Source organism: Kineothrix alysoides (assembly GCF_000732725.1).
Lineage (GTDB): Bacteria > Bacillota > Clostridia > Lachnospirales > Lachnospiraceae > Kineothrix > Kineothrix alysoides.
In genome coordinates this window covers 439,723-461,738 of the sequence record NZ_JPNB01000001.1, presented here as the reverse complement: position 1 = coordinate 461,738, position 22,016 = coordinate 439,723, and the positions used below count along the sequence as shown (strand labels likewise).

The window sequence follows — 22,016 nt, the reverse complement described above, 5'->3', positions numbered from 1 at the left end:
ATTTCACTGATAAATTGGAATATGTCAGCGGTTTAAATTAAGTCTATCTTTAGTTCATGCCAAATAATTATATGTCAAATTCCTGCTTGCTCCTTAAATCAATATTGGTCATTAGAATTAAACTCTCCACATGGCTCGAGTTGATGGAATTGATGTCATTGGTACTCGCCATCAAATTAATTAATGATTCCTTATAAGTTCTTATCCACTATTTCTTTTAGAACAGGTAAAACATCATTTTCAAACCATGGATTTTGTTTCAGCCAGCCAAGATTTAAAGGAGAAGGATGAACCAATGGAAAATATTCCGGTAAATATTTTTGAAAATTTCTCACGGTTTCCGTTAAACTTTTCTCACGTCTTTTATTTAAATAATATTTCTGTGCATAGCTGCCGATTAGAATTACGATTTCAACATTTGGCATCTCATCTAGTAACCATGGATGCCATTTTTCTGCAAAGCCTTTTCTAGGCGGGGCATCACCGGTTTTCGCTTTGCCCGGATAATAGAAATCCATAGGCAAATGAGCGATGCTATTCGTATTATAAAATATCTCGCGGGATACTCCCATCCACTCTCTTAATCGGTCACCGCTTAAATCATTCCAGAACAATTGAGTTGCTTCTGCTTTACGTCCCGGTGCTTGTCCGACTATGACAATGCGAGCATCTACAGAAGCTTTAAATAATGGTGGAATTCCCATTTTGGTATAGGATTCGTTCATTGGGTCAGCCATAATTTCTTGTTTGATTTTTTCGAATATCATCATATTTCACTTCCATTATATTTTTATAACATTTATTGTTACGATATTGTGGGTTTGCCATAGTTCGGAACTTTGCTTTTTGACATTAACACCAAGTCAGCATCACCGTTTACTTTTCTTTTTACCAACGGCTGCTAAGTATATGATAAACTCTTCATCCCCATCTAATTGCAAGAGATTATCAACCGCATCCTGATCATATATGCCAATAGCACAAACGCCCATATCCAGAGATTCACCGGCCAAATAAAGGTTCTCGCAAATATGTCCAACGTCGATTAATATTTTCTTATGCGCTGACACATCAAATTTCCATTCCGATCTGTAAGGTGTCGTACTCCATGCAAAGGTTATCGCAGATTTTTTTGTAAAATGAGGAATAAAAGGCTGTTCTAATGAAATTTCATCCAGTTTCTTATCTATATCCTCCAGCGGAAACAGGAACAATAACGCATGCTCCATTGGTAAATATCTATAAATTCCTTTCTCTAAACCAACCACATTCATTATGAATAGATAGGTTTCGAAAGTATGTGTTGCTCCGCTGCAGGGAACTGTCCGAAAAGTCAAACCCGCTTTATTTGTTCCGGTTATACCCTGTGTTACCCATAAAAGGTATGATAACTCTGCAAGACTTATGGCTTCCTCACTATATTGCCGAATACTTCTCCTATCCTCAATACATTGGAAAATGTCCTGTTTTTTTAGAATATCAGCACTGACGGTAGGTAAACTGATTATTTTTGAATCGGGATTATACCGCTTTATTCCTTCCGGCTGCGGCAATCCCTTCATTTTATCCGTCTTAATACTCTTCAATTTATAAAAATTAGATTTTAAAAAGTTTCTCTCTACTTCATATTTTCCCATTTCTATTCTCCCCTTATTTATAAAATAAGCAAAATTCCTCATATTATTAATCGGAAGAAATGTATCACTTTACTTCTTTCGACCGATAGTCCTATGAATAATATCAAAAGTGATTGACGCAATAAGAGAACTTGCGCATGCAGCCAGCAATAAGATTCCCATTACAAATCTGCCTAATGACTCAAAGCCCTCGCTCGTTACACTATACATGGTAATAAAATTGTATATTATAAAAGGAAATAATACAATTCCCGGTATATATTTCACATATCTTGTTTTCTTAAATAATAGATTTAATATGAAAGTTATTATAATCGCTATTATGGATATTAAAATCAATATGAAAGCAAAATTCATATAAAATCTCCTTTCTTTAATTTGTTTATGATTAGACGTATGAAATAACTGATATGTTGCATAACGCTACTACTGTTACCAGATACAATTCTCCATATTCTTTTTTGTGTTTATGAGCTTGGGATTGCTGCATTTCTTCTATTATTTCGTTACACCAATGGATAACAGTCTCACTGTATATTATGCCGTTTTTTAGCATCGCTTTGATAAAGCATGCTTACTCCTTAGATATCTTCTGGATACCTTGTTCCAAATCCTTTTACGTTACAAAATACTTCGTCTATTCTTTTAATGATGTTCCTTATAATTCTCTAGTATTCGGATTACATTTTCTACTGCTGGCGCCTGAAAACAATAATTTTAGTATAAACTCAGACGTATTGGCTGTAGCATAGTCTCTTCTAAAAGTCATATGTCAAGTTCCTGCTTTTCCTTTTATGTTATTACATATCGGACTTTCTTTTCATTATTTTCCCTGAAAACAATTTTAATCATCCCATCCTGCAGCATCATTTTAAATGTTGGATAGATATGTCCGAAATTTTCATCACAAAATCCAGAGAGTACCTTGTCACTGTATTTTTTATGTCATATCCGGTACTTGGTACAGATTCCAAATGTCCCAAATAACATACATAGATTTTTTTAACTCCATTACTATTTTTCTACTTTCAAGCATCAATATATTTTTCAAGTTTCCATACTGTCTGTTCAAGCTTAGCAGAAGTCTTTATCTTTTGGAAAATTTGTGTGCAATTTTTCCTGATTTTCCTCTCAATAATGAATGTTTACGTTTTAAATTTCATTATTTCTGAAGACAATTCCTTTATGCACTCTGTTACTTCCAGATACATAGAAACAAGTCGCTTAGCCATCATATTCTGGTCATTGACGTGAGGTATTGCGAGAAGCGAGAATGCAAGAACGCTTCGTTTACGCTGTTAAAGCCCGCAAGAGTTATAACTACATCAATCAGCCTGCTTTGAAATCTTGAGTTGTAGGAGAAACTCTTTACCAAGAAATTGGGGAGAATGTTACCTATATTGTGTGACCTCACACTTCTTTCCAATGCACATGCTTACAGAATAGCCCGTGTCACGAAATGACAAAATACATGTCTAATAAAAATCCGCAAAATTTGTATTCAAACTTCCAAGTAAAATATATAAGCTTTCTGTCTCCTCAACTCTATCTATTTATTGTGTCATGGATATGTTCACTCAAGCAATAAAAATAAGAGAGCCAATACCGAAACTTCCGCTCTTATTAATCTGCAGAAATCCCAATCCATGGAACCCTTTATTTCAAGCCTTTTCAATCCGCTCTATTTCGCCACCCTTGACAGCAATACTACTGTCTCAACATGTGTTGAGGAGACAAAAATGATACCATAAAGACCTCTTGGTTCTTTGATGGCAAGTGTCAGGACATAGCAAATTCAGATAATTCCATTCCTTCATAATGGTAGATATGAATAATCATCCATAGCCTCCAAGGAGACTTCAAGCTAAAAGAAATTCTCGCATTCACAGTTTCCCCTAAAGCAACATATATGTACTGGCAAAGACTTGTTTGCAGCTCAAAAGCTGCTGCTGTCAACCATCTACGTCTGATATACTCAGATAACGATACACCTGTAATGAATGAAAACATTCTTTAGAAATAGTATTGCGAACAACATGCAATCTGTGCTAATTTCTCATATGAATTTTATTCGCCAAGTTTAATTCATATAGTTTACAGCATTGTTCATTCTGCCAGTCCCATTCATCAATCTACCTCCCTTCAGGATTAGATTAATATTATCATATTGAAATGTCTGGCACCTTGCGATTGAAGTACAAAGAAATCATGTTTACAATTTATAACTCCATCTAATCCCATTTTTCTCGAAATACAATTTTTTGTGATAATACAGCAAGACAGCCATATAAATAACTGCCCGTGCCTTATTAAAAACCGCTTTGAAATCACCAGAAACATCTAAATATAGAGCTTACTACCTTATCTATTTTCTCTTCTTCAGCCTCCACTTTATTCACAATATCTATATTACAATGAACTAGTGTATTGATGTATATTGCAAAATAATACTGTTATCACATTATAATATATAATTAAATACTGTGATAAGGATATATTATTATATTTTATTTTTCTTTAAATGCAGTTAACTTGCTATCTAATTCCAATTCAACAATAGTATTATTAATATATTGTACAGCATTGTCGTCATGATATCTAAATTAAGGCATTAACGAATGAAATGATGTAATTGGATTAATCATTTCCCCAGTAACATCTGCTTTTACCTATACCATCAGAAGTGGCAATAAATAGTAAACTTTTATGGGGATTTACCCGTCTATTGGTCCGCCAATATCATTTGCCTTTTCTGGTGTAATGATATTAGAGATATCATTTTTCTTAAGGTTACCCCCCGCTCATGCGGGGAACACGGTACCGATATATGGCCCCACCTTATCCCCTAAGGATTACCCCCGGTGCTTGGGCGTCTGGTCGCGGAGGATAGGATCATCCCCGCCTACGCGGGGAGCACTGATTGGTAAGTTGTTGCGTGAGAAAATCACCAGGATCACTCCCGCCTACGCGGGGAACACAGACGATGAAAGAAATGGAAGCCGCCACGGGGAGGATCACTCCCGCCTACGCGGGGAACACCCATGCATGCGAATATCCTCTGGATTGCTTGGAGGATCACTCCCGCCTACGCGGGGAACACTATGGAACTGTGCATATATTTGCGTATAATCTAGGATCACTCCCGCCTACGCGGGGAACACGCTTTTCCTCTCCGTGACACAAATAGGCCACAAGGATCACTCCCGCCTACGCGGGGAACACCGACTACTAAGCCTGCAACTGCTACTATCAGCAGGATCACTCCCGCCTACGCGGGGAACACAAGGCGGTCACTATGGCATACACAACTTTCACAGGATCACTCCCGCCTACGCGGGGAACACGTACATTGTGCCGTTTGAGATACCCATTCGGTAGGATCACTCCCGCCTACGCGGGGAACACCAGACTGGTGGAAGAATGATGTTGCTCCTAAGAGGATCACTCCCGCCTACGCGGGGAACACTGTATGTGTATATTTTCTGATTGTTGCATTATAGGATCACTCCCGCCTACGCGGGGAACACTGAAGAGGATATGAAACTGCGCGGCACCGGTGAGGATCACTCCCGCCTACGCGGGGAACACGTATACTTGCTCCTTTGATTAGTTCTTGTGATAGGATCACTCCCGCCTACGCGGGGAACACATTGACAATATTTACATTTAGCTTTTTCCACTAGGATCACTCCCGCCTACGCGGGGAACACATCTATGGATTTCATGGAAGCAAAGAACGGAGAGGATCACTCCCGCCTACGCGGGGAACACTTGTGGATGTCTACAAAAATAAAAAGGCTGGTAGGATCACTCCCGCCTACGCGGGGAACACTGCATTATCTCAGAGAATATCTGCAAGAGCGCGGGATCACTCCCGCCTACGCGGGGAACACGGACCATAGATGGAAATCTTGTGGCGGATTTTAGGATCACTCCCGCCTACGCGGGGAACACTTTGCTGGTTTGGGGGCTGTCTGCAATACCTGTGGATCACTCCCGCCTACGCGGGGAACACATGCCTATATCTGATCGAAGCCACATAAACCCGGGATCACTCCCGCCTACGCGGGGAACACATTAAAATGGACTTGAACTGTTATAAAAATGAAGGATCACTCCCGCCTACGCGGGGAACACATATAAAGCTGGAAATGGTGGTGGGGCAACTTAGGATCACTCCCGCCTACGCGGGGAACACTGCTGGATTAGGCGAATGCGATTGTTGTCCGGAGGATCACTCCCGCCTACGCGGGGAACACAAGATAATTATTGTGAAACAGAAGTACATGATAGGATCACTCCCGCCTACGCGGGGAACACGTATTGTATCGGGCAAGATGTCGAGCCGGGACAGGATCACTCCCGCCTACGCGGGGAACACTCATGGCTGCTTCTCTGACTGCTCTACCGTCAAGGATCACTCCCGCCTACGCGGGGAACACCGTTCTCAGATCCATCACGGATCACCTTTAAAAGGATCACTCCCGCCTACGCGGGGAACACTCAAGACCACGGTAACAACGATTGTAAATGCAAGGATCACTCCCGCCTACGCGGGGAACACCATCTTTTGTTACTTTCATTGTTCCTTTTTCGAGGATCACTCCCGCCTACGCGGGGAACACGCTGTTCCAGTGGGGAGCTTGCGGAATGCTTCGGGATCACTCCCGCCTACGCGGGGAACACACAAGATTGCTGATTACTACCAGCAAGCATGGAGGATCACTCCCGCCTACGCGGGGAACACGCGGATGGTACTTTCAGCAGTGCATATCCGACAGGATCACTCCCGCCTACGCGGGGAACACCCGTTGCTATACTCCTCTTAAGCGTTTCCTGCAGGATCACTCCCGCCTACGCGGGGAACACCTAGGGCATCCAAATCGCTCATTCTTGCATTCAGGATCACTCCCGCCTACGCGGGGAACACCACACGGACTGAACGTTTTGACAGATGGAACAAGGATCACTCCCGCCTACGCGGGGAACACGCACAGCTTACATCAAAAGTTGAAGCTTTAGCAGGATCACTCCCGCCTACGCGGGGAACACCTTCCGGCGTAGCGTTATTGTTGATACTCTCCAGGATCACTCCCGCCTACGCGGGGAACACGCCGAGAGCGCCAAGACTCGCGCCAGTTTCCAGGGATCACTCCCGCCTACGCGGGGAACACATGGTTTTCACGTTGAATAACTATGATGGGAAAGGATCACTCCCGCCTACGCGGGGAACACCCTTCCAGTCTCTTAATGAACCGTTCTGCATTAGGATCACTCCCGCCTACGCGGGGAACACTCAGGGAATATGCAATCAGCCGCAATGCCAGTAGGATCACTCCCGCCTACGCGGGGAACACTATAAATGGTACAACGAGCATGTAAAGCCTTGGGGATCACTCCCGCCTACGCGGGGAACACTTCAATACATCTTCTTCAGGTAAATTTGTTTCAGGATCACTCCCGCCTACGCGGGGAACACGCTACGTCCGAGTAAACACCGAATGCGATCATGGGATCACTCCCGCCTACGCGGGGAACACCTCTATAACCATTTTAGAGTTAGTATCCAACTGGGATCACTCCCGCCTACGCGGGGAACACTTTCCCTTAAAAGTTTTTCTCTGCTCATGGATGGGATCACTCCCGCCTACGCGGGGAACACATTTTGGTACATCCATGCAAGTAATAGGGTGTAGGATCACTCCCGCCTACGCGGGGAACACCGCAGGAAACACTTAAGAAGAGTATTGCGACAGGGATCACTCCCGCCTACGCGGGGAACACACTTAAAAATCCTTGATTTCTCGCCATTCACCTATCTTACAGTATCAAAAAATATTTAGTTTTACCGCTAATTCATATTCTGCCTTGACATCTACATATGCTCGATGCAAACCTTCTGTACTTATATTGTATTTCTTTAAAACAGTACTTAGCTTATAATCTCGTAGCAGTTTCTGTTTCCTTTTCGCCTCTTGTAAAAGACATATCGTTTTATTTGTCAATACTGCATTACCATTCTTTTTTAACCCAGCATTAAGAAAACTGATATCAAATTTTACATTATATCCTACTAGAATTGACTTTCCCACAAAATCCAAGAATTCATCAAGCACGACATCTATATCCTTCCCGTCATTAGCAAGCATTTCATCCGTAATTCCCGTTAGCTCAGATATTTCTCTTTGAAGTCCTTTTTCAATTTTAACCAATTCCTGAAAAACAATCATCTCATTGCCTTCCATTTTTATTGCAGCTATCTCAATAATCTGATCTTTCTCTGAATTAATACCTGTTGTTTCTACATCGACAACCACATAATTCTCACTCTCATTTTCGCTTATAGCGTTTCTGCGTTGTCTGGCCTTTTTTATTTTTTCATATTTAGCGGCATTGCTGAATCCCAACTGCTGCAGTGGCGTAGCGCTTAATTCTTTTGGCAGAAAAACCAGAGGTATTCCATCGTAATAAATCACTTCTCTCTTTGTATTATGAACCACGAAGTCATAACCTATTTCATTACGTTTAGCATAAGACATTGTTGCCTGTCCCTGTTTGATGTTATCAATGATTCGTTTCCATAACTCTTCTCTGATTCGTGTATTTATATTTCCTACATAAACACCTGTAGATATTTCTTGCATCCATTTCGTCAAATCTCCTCTTAACGAACTGGGTACATTTGTCAATGTAACAACCGTCATAGGCATATCCACAGCCCCCTTTTATGAAAATTCTTCGTACGAAACACCGTGCTCCACAAGACCCTCTTTATCATCCCAGAGATTAATTAAATCAGCAATTACCTCTTGTTCTCCTTCCCCCATAATATTATACAGATCCCTCGTTATTTTCTCCATAATTTTGCCATCTACAAAAGCATCACGTACTGCCAGCCGCGTTTCTCTTCCAATATTCTCCACGTCTGATTTTGATGCGATTTTAAAAGCAATTGGTATTGTAATCTCTGCCTTATATAAATCTGCAATGTCGTAAACAAAAGATAAATCGTGTCCTGTATGAACAAATCCTAATCCAGGTGATAATCCAAGTGCTACAATCACACTGTACACCAAGCCATATAACGCTGTATGAGCCGCTGATAAAGCTTGATTAATTGGATTTCCGCCTGCAAAATCATTCGGATCATACTCTCTGCCTGTCCATGGAACCCCTGTTGCTTTTGATTCTTTCCTGTAGATGCTTCTCACTCTGGCACCTTCCCGGCCCCGAAGTTGCTGCATGGTCAGATTTGAAACATCTTCATTTTCAAAACGCATTTGGTACATTTTCCGTGCTACTGATATCCTGGTTCTGACATTGGAGACTAATTCTGCTTGTTTTATCAGCAATTTGGTATTGTGAGACAAAGCCCGGCCATGCGCATAATGCCTGACGCCCCGTTCTCCAGTCCACACAACACTCGTCCCCATATCTCCTATCAGCTCCATGGCCCGGTGTGTAACATCTGTTCCCGGTCCGAACAGCAATACTCCGACGATTGCAGCCGGAATACGTATAATACCCCGGCTGTCCGTCACTGTAATAGCGCCATCCTGTCTGTTAACCTTTGCATGTTCTACATATAAAAATGTTATTCTATCACCCACACGCGGAAGTGCCTGTAACTCCGGTTTTTTAATTCCTGATATCTCATCCATCTATCTTCCTCACGGTACTACGGTCATCATTCCAAAACCATATGCTTTCTCTTTTCCCACACCCTCAGTTAAGGTTTTTCTAAAAATCTCATCATTTTCAATAATCAGACTTCCTTCATAAATTGCCCTGGCTAATTTAATACTTTTTCCGCCTTTTTTCCTCAATATCGGGAAGTCTCTTTGTACAATCTGATAGTCATAATCCACCAAAGAAAATCCCAGTCTCTCTGCTCGTTCTTCCAGATATTCCAATTGCTTCTCAACTGTAGTGTGTGGACAAACCTTTCCTCTTTGAGCCTCTTGCTTAGCCGCTCTTGCAGGATTGGCCGTTAATCGAAATGACATTTTCTGACCATGTGTCAGGCCCTGTAAAAATGCATCATAGGTTTTACATTGTCCGGTGCCAGGAACTCCATATGCTTCCAATTGTGTCATATTCGGCTCACCTTGGCTGACAATCAACAGATAGCTTCGTCCCTTCAGTTGATCGACTCGCCACAATTTACGGCTTCTTTCCCCTGTAGCAAATTCTTCGGGAAAGCTTTTCTCAACCCAATTGTGATATGCGCCTAAATGGGTAAGTTCCGAAATCTTTCTTCGGTTTCCTGTATCAATTTCCACTCGCGAAATATAATACATCATACGCCTCCTATTCCTTGAAAAGCATCATGTTCTGTGTCTTTGCCCATTTCTGCGGTTTGAATTTCGACTTGCATGGATTTTACCGGCCTAAAACTATGGTTCCGATTCATCAAATCAAATGACTCTACTCTATCCCGTTGAAACATAGGCGGTAAAGAATCATCTAATAAACTGGCATCTACATAAGCATCTAACATAATCCTATTCAATTTACTTTCTCGTGAAAGCTTTTTCTGATACCACCCACTCGCCTGCCAATGATACGATTTAATGGTAGATAATAAATCGTTTTCTACAACTCCTTGAAAAAATTCACTGTCCACCGGAACACTGCGCCGTCCCATATAAAGTGGAAAAACAGGCGAAACAAGTGCTTTTGCCACAGTATCAATCCAACTTGAATCTTCATGAGAAAGCATTGCCAGAAAAACAGCGTCTTGCAGGTAATATCGATTTGTCACATAAGTCTGATTTGCAGACCTTGCAATATGATAATCCTTTAACAAGGTGCCCCTTTGTTCAATACGGACTCCGAAAGACAATTCATTGAGCTCTTGGATTTTTTCAGTTTCATCCCGACGATACCCCAAGGCACCGCCAATTAACCCGATGACTGCACTTTTTGTAGGATATCTTGCCGTATCCCTGGTTTCAAAATTAGAACCAGTTCCCCAAGATTGCAGCGGACCCGAAAATTTTAATATAATTGTTTTCATCATGAACCTCACCTATAGCAGTCTATCTATAGTTTCTCCAACCTTCTCCAAAAGCTCATTTAAATTCTTCTTGCCTTCTCCCAGTCCCTCTATATCACCCACTGTAAACGTCGCAATAGGTTCCTCCGCAAAACGGTCAATTTTTTCAAATTCTGTTTTCAGCCTGGAAATAGACCCGGTTACATATCCGCCCTGGGATTTAACAGGATTTTCAAAGGCATTTACCAGATTCACCGGGCGATCCGAGCGAATAGAAACGATTAACGCATCAGGAAGCGTCTGATTGGCAAATGTATTGATCTTTCCTGATGGTAAGGACTGCACAAATGATTTCACAAAAAGTTTTAACGCCTCAATTACCGCATCTTTATTGTCTCCCAACTGAACACTCAGTTCATGCACCGCCACATTCGCATACCTGTATAAGGTAGAAGAATTATATTCCACCGTTCCAAGCATACCCGCGCCTGCCTGATCATCGGGTGTTAAATCATCAACGGCTGTGAAAAAATCAAACTCTGTCGCAATTTCATGTGTCGATATAGCATGGGCAACTTGTGAGCTTGCATCTACGTTCAATTCCGGCGCGTCTGCGACCATACGTCCGAACAAAGCAACATCAATACTTTGATTTGCATTTAAGATACTCTGAATCTCTTTCGCCTGTAAATCGCCTAAGTGTTCCACTCCATAAGACGCAAGCATTTGCTGTTGTTTGCCACCCAGGAAAAAAAGTGCCTTAGCCTCCTGGTCTTTTGTAGATATTTTTGCTTTATTAAAAATCTCTTCCGCTAACTTAAGCGCACTGCTTTCATCCATTGACGGTTCCTTTTCCATAATAGCTTTTGCAAGTGAATGTACAATTTTCTTTGTTCTGATTCCCAGAGTTTCTTTATCTTCATGCTCTTTGAAATATTTTCTCATAGCCTTTTTCCAGCTTTGAGAAGATACCCGGGCCCGTGTAACGCCTCCATACCTGGCAGTTTTGGGACTGCCTGTATCATCCCGGTTAATATTACTTGGCGGAACAGTCTGAAGCACATGTAAATCAACATAAATATTATTCTGCATCTTTTTCTCCTTCTTTCTCTTTTACTTGATAGAAATAATAATCTTGTCCCCAACACATACGCATGCGATTGGCAGATTCCGGCGAACTCTGATACCAATAGAAATCCCCTGCTAATTTAGCATAATCGATTTTTGTATCCGCTTCTCGTTTGAGTATGCTGATGAGATGACGTAAATGTGTGGTCAGTTCTTTAAAATTACCGGAAGTAATCAGTGAATTAAATCGCCTGTCTAATGTTGTATTGTCCATACCCCTAATCTCATGTAAGGCTTTTCCAATACTATTACAAGAAGATTCATGCACAGATTTATTCTTTCCCTGCTGATGCAGTGCATACAACTGCAAAGAGGCTACTATTGCATTTTCCTCATGGGTAGGTATTCCGTTTTTACTTAAGTATTCCACCGGTACTTCTTCAAACACTAACGGCCAAATTTCAAGTGTTTCTGAAATATCCCGGCCTATAGAATTTCTTAGACGGGATAAAGTAGCCCTTGTCTCAGATAATTCCAGCCGCTCCCCCAGTTTACAAAGAATTCTTTCAGTTACTTTGTATAAGTTTTCGCTCATTCTCTCACCCCCAATTCTCTTTTCAAATTTGTTCTGAACCTAATATAAGCCGTTTCTATATTTTCCAGCTTGCTCTTGTTTTTATCTGTGTAATAACCAAGATAATCTCTGCTTCCTGCTTCCTGTATTAATTCGCCTCCCTGTTTAGCAATTTCTTCTCGCAGTATGTTCTTCCATTCCCGTGTGCGCTCTTTTTTCTCATCCTGCGGTGAAATACTGATTAGCCACTCACGAAAGCGGCGGTCGATGGAAAAGAATATCTGTGTTTTTATTTTTTGTTCCGTGGCACCATTTTGTAAATTCCGTATTTTATCAATATCCCTGGCAAAACGAATCACAGTATTTCCAATGACTTTCTCTGTATTTTTTATCTCCTCTGCAATACAGGTCAGCCAGCCATTTTCCTGCTTGTCCAATAAGTCAATATTTTCATTAATCTGATCGTATACCTGTCTGTCTACCACACCATCTTTTTGAATATAATTTTCCGCCACTGCATTGAGTGATATCAGACCTGTTACAAGCTTATCTCCCTGCAGTCTTCTAAGCCACTCAATAATACCCGGATTATAGTTCTTTTCTTCAATGGAAGAAAAGGTCTGCATCTCCTGCCAGAAATACTTATCCGGATCATGACGTTTCGGCACAAATCCCTCTTTTTCTTTCCATTTTCCGACATCAAGCTTGGTATCATACCTCCAGAATGTAAACGGTTCTATTTTTAAATTTGGCTCATATTCAAAATTGCTGACAGCCAGATCCAGCCTGTATTCAATAATCTTATGATCCTCATCCGCCTTTAAAAGCAGCTGCCTGCTGGGATAAGTGAAGAGCTGGGCCAGATTATCCGGTATTGCCTGGAACTGATTGATTTTGGGTTCCGCTTCCCATATTGGCTTTTGCACACAAGCATTCTCAGGAAGATTCAGGTTCAGTAACAAGGTTTCAAAGAGATTCTTTCCGCTGGCATAAATGCCGCCCAGCTTTCCTAAATAGGCAACCCCTGTAGATTCTCTCTTTTTCTTCTTGCCTGGATTTCCCGACTTTGAAGGTGCGTACCCGTTGGTATATAGCAGCCATCTGGCCGCAGCCGAATACGGTAATCCGGTTTGATACTGGCTCATAAAAAGTCTGGGTTTCCTCGGATCCCCCTCTAGAATCTTACCATTTAATTTGTTGATGCCATTATCCGTTGCACTATAGGGATAATCAGGTTCTCCAATTTCCGGAAATTGAAAAAAAGGATATTTTTCATCGAGTAAATAAAAACGATGACGATATTTTTCCAGATAATCATTCACAATATCCGGAAATTCCCCTTTTTCCCAAAGAGCTTTCCAAGTCATATATAAATCTTCTTTGTATTCCAATATATCATCTTCATCGATTTCTTCCCTGACTTGAAATGTGTCCGCATCCACAGCCACCCCTTCATAGCACTCACCCATTGCCGTAAATCTGGTAAAAACCGTATTTAACACGGCTAACAGCAGCCGTAAGACTGCAAAATCCTGTGTGGGTGTTTCCCCGACAAGCCGCTTATACTGATGCGCATTCCCGAACAATTCCTTTAATGATACTTCTTCTGTTTCTCCTTTCTCACCGATCATAACCATTAACCATTTTTCATCCAATAAATTAAATTGACTCATCCTTCCTCCTTTCCAACCATCAATCCATATTGTTGATCATAATGAAGCTTATATCCCATCAGAGTGACACGATTCTCTTCATCAAGAATGATTCCCAGACTTCCTTTTAACCAAGGTTCACTTTGCCAGTGAGAAAGTTCAGCTTTATTACGTTCCTCTAATACATGAATCAAATCATCCGTTTGAAAGCTGAATATATGAGGAAGACGAATCGTCTGTTGGGATATTTTCTTTGCAAGAGCGGGCGTTAAATCGCCACTGATATTTGTGGTATCATCCAATAGATACAATCCGTCTTCTTTTCTCTTGACCAATATGACCTCCATGGAATCAGAGCCATCCCGAACTCTAGCCAGTCCCGCCGCTTCCGTATCACTTTGTATGCCGTCCCTTAACCAGCCAATCAGGCTGCCTCTCTCCGGGTAATACGGCTTCGCAAGGCGAAAGACATCTGCATTTTTTTCCTTTTTCGTTCTTTCTGACCAGTCTTTTTCTTTCACTTCCTCATATTTTTCTCTTATTGATACGGGGATATCTAATTCTTCCTTTGAATTTTCTTTATATACTTTCTGAACCAGTCTGGATATATCCTCAGGAAGCACCAGCTTTTCCGGAAGGACTAATTGTGTGCGAGTCAGCAAATAATCTCCATATATCGTCCTCGTCCCCTCCTCAAATTCCGCCATTCCCTGTATGCCCATCACATACACAACAGGATCCTTCAGGTCTTTCGGCCTTATCGTTTCCGCATGCCTATGCAGCCGTCCGATTCGCTGAAGCAACAAATCCATGGGGGCAATATCTGTAAAAAGTACATCAAAATCTATGTCCAGCGACTGTTCTAGCACTTGTGTTCCTATAACAATTCTCAGTTTGGGGCGTTTGGCATTTTTCCCGATTTCATTTAGCAACTGCTTTTCTTTTTCCCGTCTGTGGGGAGCCAGAAAGCCGGAGTGCAGTACGCTGATATTTTCTCGTCCAAATATGTGCTCTAATTTCTCAGCAAGTTCTTGCGCCCGTTTCACCGTATTGACAATAATCCCTGCAATCCCTCCCTTCGAAAGCGTTCTTTGAAGGATTGTTACTAAATCATCTTCTCCAATCAATTCCACTTTTACTTCTTTTGTGTCTTCCAACGGGAAATTCCGCAGCTGGCTGACCCTGTCACCGTCTGTGTATGTAATCAAGGGATAGGCTTCTGTTTCTTCCCAGTCGGTATATTCTGCCTTTATATTCCGCTTCTTCATCCCCATACCCCTGCAATAAGTTTCGACTAATCTTGTCCGTCTCGATGCCGGCAGCGTCGCAGACAGGATGATTATCGGTACCTGGTATGCACCGAGCCACTCGACAACCCGATATAGAAATTCTCCCATATAAGCATCGTATGCATGTACTTCGTCAATCACGATGACCTTCTTGGATAATCCCAAATGTCTAAGCGCCAGATGTTTCTGCTTTAATCCCGCCAATAAAAACTGATCCACAGTTCCAACAACGAAATCATCTAATATGGCAGTTTTTCTTCCCATAAACCATTCATTGATAACAACACTGCCCTCATCCGCATAAATATTCTCTGCATTTTTCAAGTTCTGGAATGTCTCGTTAAACTGTGCTTTCCCGTGCACGAGTTGAATAGATTTATCATCTCCCGTTTCTCTGGCAATTTTTTCAATCCATTCCTCAATCCTTTGGAAAATGCCATCAGAGGTCGCCTGTGTCGGTAAGCCAAAAAACATGCCGGAGCACTTTCCTTTCTCCGCCAATTGTTCAACCCCCAATAACGCGGCTTCTGTTTTTCCAATACCCATAGGCGCTTCCAGTATAATAATTCCCGGGTTTTGCGTTTTATCAATGGCTTCAGAAAATGCCCGCTGTATTTCTCTTGGGTGAAACTGAAATCTTTTGTTGTATTGCTCCTCAACACCACCAACGCACTCAGCGATCCATGGATATGTCTTGGTCCAACGCTCCCATCCATATTCCAAACGTTCTTCTTGAAACTCCTCTTCCTCCTTATCTATCGGAAACAAAGGAAAATACTCCTCATTACTGGCAATCCAGTCAGCCATAATAAGAAGACCTTGTATAAGAACCTGTGCAGGCTGCTCAATCTTCGGAAGCGCATCAACATTCTTATATCCGGCCTCCTCCAGTGCCCACTCAAACAATTTACGCTGCATCTTCTTCCAGTTCTCAGTGCATTCACCGTCATGGTCATATTGATAGTAGTTCGCAGTGTAAGCCTCCAGCTGCACACTGATTTCCTTCTTATCGCCTACCGGCTTTCCATGATGTCCGCCGATAATTGATGCAATATCTTCGCCAACACCATAAGAATCCAGTAAGACCTGACTTGCCAGGGCATGGGGGGATTTTGATGATAATTCTGTGCTCCAATTTTCCAGTCCGGTAAATCCTGATCTTATCAGGTTTTCTGTCAGTATTTTGTCCAGATCTGCTGATTGGTTGTTCCCTGACGGCCTCAAAGCAAAACAGGGTGTGGCTTTGGCAAGATCATGCGTTAAGCCTATAAAGGATACGATGTTTACTCCAGCATTCTCTTCAGAATCAGAAATGGACTGCAGAATAAATTTTCTTTGTCCCTCGCTAAGCCAATGGTTCCATAATTGGATCATGACATTCGATGTATCCAGTAAATGCTGCTCAAGCGGGAGCCAGTAGTATTGTCCGTCTTTTTCTTTTTTCTTACCCCATAGGTTAGTTTTTATACGCATAGGTTTTCCTCCAAAGTAATTAAATTGGGTTTTGACTAGAAGCAGTTAAAAAGACAAAAAATTCATAGAGATTATTCACACCCCCGCATATGCGGGGAACACTTTGATCTTTCCTATAAAATTATTTTGTCACATGGATCACTCCTGCTAGTGCAGGAAACATTCTACTCATTATTATCGCAAACCTTTTTCTTTTGCTTCAAAGGAAAAAAACTTCCTATTGCCTATATCATTTTTTTCTCTCTTAAAATTTATTAAAATAATTTTATCACAATTATATTATTTTGTAAAATACTTCTTTATTTGATTTTTCTAAACGCCAATAAGAACCGATTCCCGAAAATGAATGGTCTGTAGCAATCGCCTTTTTGCTTACAATTCCATATTCACAAAATAATTTTCTGGTAACATTCCATCATAGTGTGAGTGCCATCAATGTTTTTTAACCATCTAACATTTTGATTGTTTACTGTTCTATCTGATTTGTTTTAACAAAATACCATTCTACTCGTCTGGTAGTCAGTGACTGTCAACCCCATACTATCTTTAAAACTATTTACTCTTTCAGAAATAAGCTTTGCAACAGTTCCTCCTGTGACAGCATAGGGTAATTTATTTTGAACAGATGCAAGGGTATCTTTTGTACTTTCAAGAACAGGATTATCATACTCACCAGTTCACCACAACAAAATCAAAAAATCCATTGGATATGTTCCTATGAACAAAAAAACCATTGAATGTCATCTACACACTCAATGGCTTAAACTATTGATATTACTACGTTCTATTGCTTTTCAAGCTTAACGATTACTTCACAATTCCTCGAGTGTGCTACCTAGATACACATATATCTTTCTGATCACTCTTTTTTTCGCCAGATAAACGCCTCGCTCAACCCATGCCGTTGAAATAAAGCCAATATTTTCTCCTCCCTCGGTAAGGCTCTCTTTATCAACTCATATGTAATCTGATATTTAGGGAAATTATTATTTCCTAAACAGTATAGTGATTGAACCAGCTAGAAGTATAAATCTCCCTCATCTAAAATTTTACATAACTTTTTTATTATCTTGAACAATACAACGTATTAAGTTTGTCTATCCTTTCTTCTAAAACAACTAATTTTTTTTACCTTATGAAGCACATCACCTTTTGCAAACAAAGAAATGTCTGTAAAGGCACAAGAATATTCATTCTCTTCGAGATCAATAAAAGTCACCTTTGCTTTTGTTGGATAACGCATATTCCCATCTTCATCAAAATTCAATGTTACGCAATCACTGCTTCCAAATTCAAATAAAAAGTTTTCTGACTTCTGCGTTTTTCCTTTCAATTCATATGGCTTTTCATCTAACCGTGGAATTCCCTCTTTATTAAAAATCATTCTATCAATTTTCGCAAATTGATTTTCTATAGTTACGTATCCCCATTTAAATGCTATTGTCATATCCGATTCATTGATAAACTGTATCTGTACATTCCCTGCTTCAAATGAAGAATCCACCTTATTATTTACACACCCAATAAATAAATATTTATCGCTTAATAACACCTGTGGTGCTAGAATCTAAATAGTACAAGTCAAAATGAGAAAATCCTATATAGAAAAATATGATACAATAGAGGTATCGTACTTAAGGAGGATTTCATTATGCCGAAACATTTTGACAAGCAGTTTAAGCTGGATGCAGTTCAGTATTATCAGGATCACAAGGAACTAGGTCTTGTCGGTTGTGCTACAAATATGGGAATCAGTCAGCAGACTCTTTCCAGATGGCAAAAAGAACTACGTGAAACCGGTGACATTAAAAGCCGTGGATCCGGAAATTATTCTTCTGATGAAGCGAAGGAAATCGCTCATCTCAAGCGTGAACTACGTGATACTCAGGATGCTCTTGACGTACTAAAAAAAGCCATCAGCATTCTGGGAAAATGACAGAAGCCATTTACCTTGAAGTCTCCGAAAAGACAGACGCTGCCATGAAAGCTAATCGCCAGGTTTCTGTCTCCGGGATGCTGAAAATCCTTGGCGTTTCACGGTCTGGATATCGTGCATGGCAAAACCGTATGCCTTCTAATACACAGCAACGTAGAGAGGCTGTTAAAGTAAAGATCATGGACATTTACGATGATTCCAAACAGAACTACGGCGCTCCGAAAATTGCAAAAAAGTTGCAACAAGAAGGCGAAATTATTTCTGAACGCACGGTAGGCAAATACATGTCCCAGCTAGGAATCAGGGCTCAATGGGTAAAACCATGGACAATTACCACCAAAGATTCCTATTTCAGCAATGAACTTCAAAATATATTAAATGAGCAATTCAACCCAGAGCGTCCAAATGCAGTGTGGTGCAGTGACATTACATATATCTGGACGACAGAAGGCTTCACATATCTGACAAGCATTATGGACTTATTTTCAAGAAAAATAGTCGCATGGACTTTATCTGATTCAATGGGTGTAGCATGCGTTATTGATACCATTAACAAAGCAAAAGCCAGACGTAACACGGAACAACCGCTTATTCTGCACAGCGATCGCGGAAGCCAGTATGTGTCAAACGAATATCGGAAAGCAACTGCAAATATGCAGCGGAGCTATTCGAAAAAGGCATTTCCCTGGGACAACGCCTGTATTGAATCCTTCCATTCCTTAATCAAAAGAGAATGGCTGAATCGCTTCAAAATCGGTAATTATGAGCAAGCGTACCGGTTAGTATTTGAATACATTGAAGCATTCTACAACACAAAGCGAATCCATAGTCATTGCGATTATATATCGCCCAATGAATTCGAAAAGCTTTATGAAAAGGCACTCGAGGATGGTTTACAGCTGGTAGGTTAGAGGAGGATTATTTTATCATTTTAACTTGTACTAAATCTTGACATAGGACCAATGGTCTATTATTATTATCATGAATTTTAATATATCCAATATTTTTTCCCTTGTAATTAAACATACCTATAGATATATTTATAAAAGGCTCTACATTTTCTTCTAATAATTGGTTTATAACAGAAACATCTTCTAAATCCCTTGAAAATCCACAGATCTCACATCCCTGATTACTGACACCAAATATAATATACTTATCTTCGATACTTTCACCATTGGCGAACGCACATATATCTTTAATTAAATCAGCCCTTTTCTCTTTTAAATAATATTCTTGTTTGAAATCCACCCATTCATTTTCTACACCTTTTTCAATCAAATGCAGTATTATTTCAGTATCCCCCATACTCTTTCCACCTTTTCTCTAAATATATATTAGCTAATAGGGTTCGAAGTAATACATCCTTGTCCTAACTCTTCATTTGTAGAAGAAAAATAATGTTCCTCCCTCTGCCCAAGGGATATTCTTATATCACCCTAAAATGATTGCACTATAATGTCTTCCCTTTATTCCCTATTTTCTTTTTGTTCTACCCGTTCTTTAATGTGCCGGGGCAGCATCTCTTCTTTGCAACAGAACCGTCGTCTCCACATGATTCGTAAACGGAAACATATCCACCACGACTCCCGTCACTCCACGATACCCCTTCTTCACCAAATACTCCAAATCTCTAGCCAGCGTTTCCGGATTACAGGAAATATACACCACTTTTTTAGGTTTCAACGCCGCCAATGAATTCAAGAATACCTCGTCACTGCCTGCACGAGGCGGGTCCATGAATACAGTATCTATCTGCGTCCCCTGCTCCGCAAGCTGCACCATGAATTCACCGGCATCCTTCTGATAAAACTGGATGTTGGATATTTTGTTCTGTTTGGCATTTATTATAGCGTCCTTTACGGCATCCTTATTTAACTCTACGCCAATTACCTGCTTGGCTTTATCTGCTGCCATTATGCCGATGGTACCGATGCCGCAGTACGCATCGAGTATCGTCTCTTTTCCGATGAGTCCGGCATATTCTATAGCCTTACCATAGAGCTTCTGGGTCTGCACGGAATTGACCTGATAAAAGGATTTGGGAGAAATCTTGAAAGATCTTCCATTTAGACTATCCTCTATATAACCCTTTCCATATATCACCTGCTCCTTATCCCCCAGAACCATGCTCGTCTTCCTGTCATTCACGTTTATGACAATTGTAGTAATGTCCGGCTGAAGATTGAGCAGGGCTTTCACAAAATTGTTCTTGGATGGCAGAATGGGTGAAGCGAGCACAAGCACTACCATAATCTGACCACTGGTATACCCCACGCGCACCATCACATGACGAAGAAGCCCGTAGCCCGTGTCTTCATCATACGTCTTAATTTTAAAGGAAGGAAGAAGCTCTCTAATAGAAGCAATGATTTCATCAGCCTTTTTATTTTCAAGCAAACATTCTTCGACAGGAATGATATAATGCGTTCCCTCTTTATATACTCCTGACAGTGGTTTGCCCTTTCTATCATGTGTAAAAGCTGCGTTCACCTTATTTCTATAGTGCTCCGGCTCCTCCATCCCTATAATGCTTTCCAGCTTTACAAAAGGCTTTAAAAGCTTTTCCGTCTCCCTTTGCTTCCATAGGAGCTGTTCGGAATAGGGCACATTTATCATTTTGCAGCCGCCGCATTCTTCAGACACTTTGCATCGGCTGTCTTTGTTCTTCATCTTAAACTTTCCACCCTTTTCAGAGGCCCCTTTAGTACCTTCTTTCCTCCAATTATCTTTAGATCTATCCTCCCTACCATTCCCTTTCACACCATTTATCTGCGAACTATCACTAGTACCTCTCTTTTGTGCTTTCCACTCTCCGTTTACGCTTTCAGTTCTTCGCCCGTTCCTCTCCCTATCAGCGTTTGCATTGCCTTTCCTGCTTACTTTCCCTTCACCTGTCCGCAAGCTCTCGCCATTACCTCTCCCTCGCTTTTCCCACGCCCTATCAGTACTTCCATTCCCTTTTCTGCCTGCTTTCCCTTCACTTGTCTGCAATCCCTCACCGTTACCTCTGCTTCGTTTTTCCCACTCTCTATTTACACTTTCATTTCTTCGTCTATCCCTCTCCCCATCTACGTTTCTATTCACTTTTTCATTTGCTTTTCTATTTACTGCTCTGCCTTCTTTCCCTTCATTTCCCCGCGAACCCTCACCATTATCTCTCCCTCTTTTTTCCCAGTTCCTATTTTCATCCCCCAACTTACCTTTTTCCTTATATTTACTCTTATCTCCTTTTCCGCTCACGTTTGCACTCCTATTTCCACTCTTTGTCTGCACACTTTTCCCTTTAGCACCATTACTACTACGTCCCTCATTTCTCTTTCCGCTTCCCCTGACTTCATTCCTCTTACTTCCTATATCCATAGCGCCTCGTCTCCCTATTCTTCCTA

At 41.0% G+C, this 22,016-nt stretch carries 15 protein-coding genes, 1 pseudogene and 1 CRISPR repeat array; of the genes and pseudogenes, 2 read left to right on the top strand and 14 right to left on the bottom strand.

What is annotated here, in order from left to right; all coding sequences use genetic code 11:
• Positions 1-191: 191 nt before the first annotated feature.
• From CC90_RS0102200 to CC90_RS0102145, 12 genes and pseudogenes are all read right to left on the bottom strand, one after another.
• Positions 192-770, bottom strand: a complete 579-nt coding sequence (locus tag CC90_RS0102200; RefSeq protein WP_031389201.1) for a uracil-DNA glycosylase family protein — start codon at positions 768-770, stop codon at positions 192-194.
• Between the two features lie 99 nt (positions 771-869).
• Positions 870-1,637: a SagB/ThcOx family dehydrogenase gene (locus CC90_RS0102195; protein WP_031389200.1), complete on the bottom strand. Its 768-nt coding sequence runs from the start codon at positions 1,635-1,637 to the stop codon at positions 870-872.
• A 2,888-nt stretch (positions 1,638-4,525) separates the two neighbouring features.
• Positions 4,526-7,421: a CRISPR direct-repeat array (repeat unit 29 nt; unit sequence AGGATCACTCCCGCCTACGCGGGGAACAC).
• Positions 7,422-7,465: 44 nt separating this feature from the next.
• Positions 7,466-8,347: a type I-E CRISPR-associated endoribonuclease Cas2e gene (gene cas2e / locus CC90_RS0102185; protein WP_031389198.1), complete on the bottom strand. Its 882-nt coding sequence runs from the start codon at positions 8,345-8,347 to the stop codon at positions 7,466-7,468.
• 15 nt (positions 8,348-8,362) lie between these two features.
• Positions 8,363-9,298, bottom strand: coding sequence for a type I-E CRISPR-associated endonuclease Cas1e (cas1e, locus tag CC90_RS0102180; RefSeq protein ID WP_031389197.1), 936 nt, complete (start codon positions 9,296-9,298; stop codon positions 8,363-8,365).
• A 9-nt stretch (positions 9,299-9,307) separates the two neighbouring features.
• Positions 9,308-9,940 carry a type I-E CRISPR-associated protein Cas6/Cse3/CasE gene (gene cas6e / locus CC90_RS0102175; RefSeq protein WP_031389196.1) on the bottom strand — a complete coding sequence of 211 codons (633 nt, stop codon included), beginning with the start codon at positions 9,938-9,940 and terminating at the stop codon, positions 9,308-9,310.
• Complete coding sequence (gene cas5e / locus CC90_RS0102170) at positions 9,937-10,659, bottom strand: type I-E CRISPR-associated protein Cas5/CasD (RefSeq protein WP_051869241.1); 723 nt, start codon at positions 10,657-10,659, stop codon at positions 9,937-9,939. The genes cas6e and cas5e overlap by 4 nt, the downstream gene beginning before the upstream one ends.
• 9 nt (positions 10,660-10,668) lie before the next feature.
• On the bottom strand, positions 10,669-11,727 hold the full coding sequence (cas7e, locus tag CC90_RS0102165) for a type I-E CRISPR-associated protein Cas7/Cse4/CasC (protein WP_031389194.1): 1,059 nt from the start codon (positions 11,725-11,727) through the stop codon (positions 10,669-10,671).
• The gene (casB, locus tag CC90_RS0102160) at positions 11,717-12,298 is read right to left on the bottom strand and encodes a type I-E CRISPR-associated protein Cse2/CasB (protein WP_031389193.1); all 582 of its coding nucleotides are present in this window, start codon (positions 12,296-12,298) and stop codon (positions 11,717-11,719) included. The genes cas7e and casB overlap by 11 nt, the downstream gene beginning before the upstream one ends.
• Positions 12,295-13,950 (bottom strand): type I-E CRISPR-associated protein Cse1/CasA, encoded by a 1,656-nt coding sequence (locus CC90_RS0102155; RefSeq protein WP_031389192.1) that lies wholly within the window; start codon positions 13,948-13,950, stop codon positions 12,295-12,297. Before CC90_RS0102155 ends, casB begins: the two co-directional genes overlap by 4 nt.
• Positions 13,947-16,691 (bottom strand): CRISPR-associated helicase/endonuclease Cas3, encoded by a 2,745-nt coding sequence (locus CC90_RS0102150; RefSeq protein WP_031389191.1) that lies wholly within the window; start codon positions 16,689-16,691, stop codon positions 13,947-13,949. The genes CC90_RS0102155 and CC90_RS0102150 overlap by 4 nt, the downstream gene beginning before the upstream one ends.
• Before the next feature lie 488 nt (positions 16,692-17,179).
• Positions 17,180-17,335: pseudogene (rhuM, locus tag CC90_RS25245) on the bottom strand (RhuM family protein); the annotation flags it as partial.
• A 443-nt stretch (positions 17,336-17,778) separates the two neighbouring features.
• Positions 17,779-18,195, bottom strand: a complete 417-nt coding sequence (locus CC90_RS0102145) for a hypothetical protein (RefSeq protein WP_031389190.1) — start codon at positions 18,193-18,195, stop codon at positions 17,779-17,781.
• A gap of 147 nt (positions 18,196-18,342) precedes the next feature.
• Here CC90_RS0102145 and CC90_RS0102140 point away from each other — a divergent pair, with 147 nt between their 5' ends.
• Together CC90_RS0102140 and CC90_RS0102135 are read left to right on the top strand one after the other, a co-directional pair.
• Positions 18,343-18,627 (top strand): transposase, encoded by a 285-nt coding sequence (locus tag CC90_RS0102140; RefSeq protein ID WP_031389189.1) that lies wholly within the window; start codon positions 18,343-18,345, stop codon positions 18,625-18,627.
• On the top strand, positions 18,624-19,538 hold the full coding sequence (locus tag CC90_RS0102135; RefSeq protein ID WP_031389188.1) for an IS3 family transposase: 915 nt from the start codon (positions 18,624-18,626) through the stop codon (positions 19,536-19,538). Before CC90_RS0102140 ends, CC90_RS0102135 begins: the two co-directional genes overlap by 4 nt.
• A 7-nt stretch (positions 19,539-19,545) precedes the next feature.
• Here the strand turns inward: CC90_RS0102135 and CC90_RS0102130 are convergent, their stop codons facing one another.
• Both CC90_RS0102130 and rlmD read right to left on the bottom strand, forming a co-directional pair.
• The gene (locus CC90_RS0102130) at positions 19,546-19,935 is read right to left on the bottom strand and encodes an AlbA family DNA-binding domain-containing protein (protein ID WP_051869240.1); all 390 of its coding nucleotides are present in this window, start codon (positions 19,933-19,935) and stop codon (positions 19,546-19,548) included.
• Positions 19,936-20,130: 195 nt separating this feature from the next.
• Positions 20,131-21,990, bottom strand: a complete 1,860-nt coding sequence (gene rlmD, locus CC90_RS22060) for a 23S rRNA (uracil(1939)-C(5))-methyltransferase RlmD (protein ID WP_081905839.1) — start codon at positions 21,988-21,990, stop codon at positions 20,131-20,133.
• Positions 21,991-22,016: the final 26 nt, after the last annotated feature.

Bases quoted from the DNA above. Each gene is read 5' to 3' on its own strand.
- CC90_RS0102200 (WP_031389201.1), bottom strand. From the start codon at position 770: ATGATGATATTCGAAAAAATCAAACAAGAAATTATGGCTGACCCAATG.
- CC90_RS0102195 (WP_031389200.1), bottom strand. From the start codon at position 1,637: ATGGGAAAATATGAAGTAGAGAGAAACTTTTTAAAATCTAATTTTTAT.
- cas2e (WP_031389198.1), bottom strand. From the start codon at position 8,347: ATGCCTATGACGGTTGTTACATTGACAAATGTACCCAGTTCGTTAAGA.
- cas1e (WP_031389197.1), bottom strand. From the start codon at position 9,298: ATGGATGAGATATCAGGAATTAAAAAACCGGAGTTACAGGCACTTCCG.
- cas6e (WP_031389196.1), bottom strand. From the start codon at position 9,940: ATGATGTATTATATTTCGCGAGTGGAAATTGATACAGGAAACCGAAGA.
- cas5e (WP_051869241.1), bottom strand. From the start codon at position 10,659: ATGATGAAAACAATTATATTAAAATTTTCGGGTCCGCTGCAATCTTGG.
- cas7e (WP_031389194.1), bottom strand. From the start codon at position 11,727: ATGCAGAATAATATTTATGTTGATTTACATGTGCTTCAGACTGTTCCG.
- casB (WP_031389193.1), bottom strand. From the start codon at position 12,298: ATGAGCGAAAACTTATACAAAGTAACTGAAAGAATTCTTTGTAAACTG.
- CC90_RS0102155 (WP_031389192.1), bottom strand. From the start codon at position 13,950: ATGAGTCAATTTAATTTATTGGATGAAAAATGGTTAATGGTTATGATC.
- CC90_RS0102150 (WP_031389191.1), bottom strand. From the start codon at position 16,691: ATGCGTATAAAAACTAACCTATGGGGTAAGAAAAAAGAAAAAGACGGA.
- CC90_RS0102140 (WP_031389189.1), top strand. From the start codon at position 18,343: ATGCCGAAACATTTTGACAAGCAGTTTAAGCTGGATGCAGTTCAGTAT.
- CC90_RS0102135 (WP_031389188.1), top strand. From the start codon at position 18,624: ATGACAGAAGCCATTTACCTTGAAGTCTCCGAAAAGACAGACGCTGCC.
- CC90_RS0102130 (WP_051869240.1), bottom strand. From the start codon at position 19,935: ATGGGGGATACTGAAATAATACTGCATTTGATTGAAAAAGGTGTAGAA.
- rlmD (WP_081905839.1), bottom strand. From the start codon at position 21,990: ATGGATATAGGAAGTAAGAGGAATGAAGTCAGGGGAAGCGGAAAGAGA.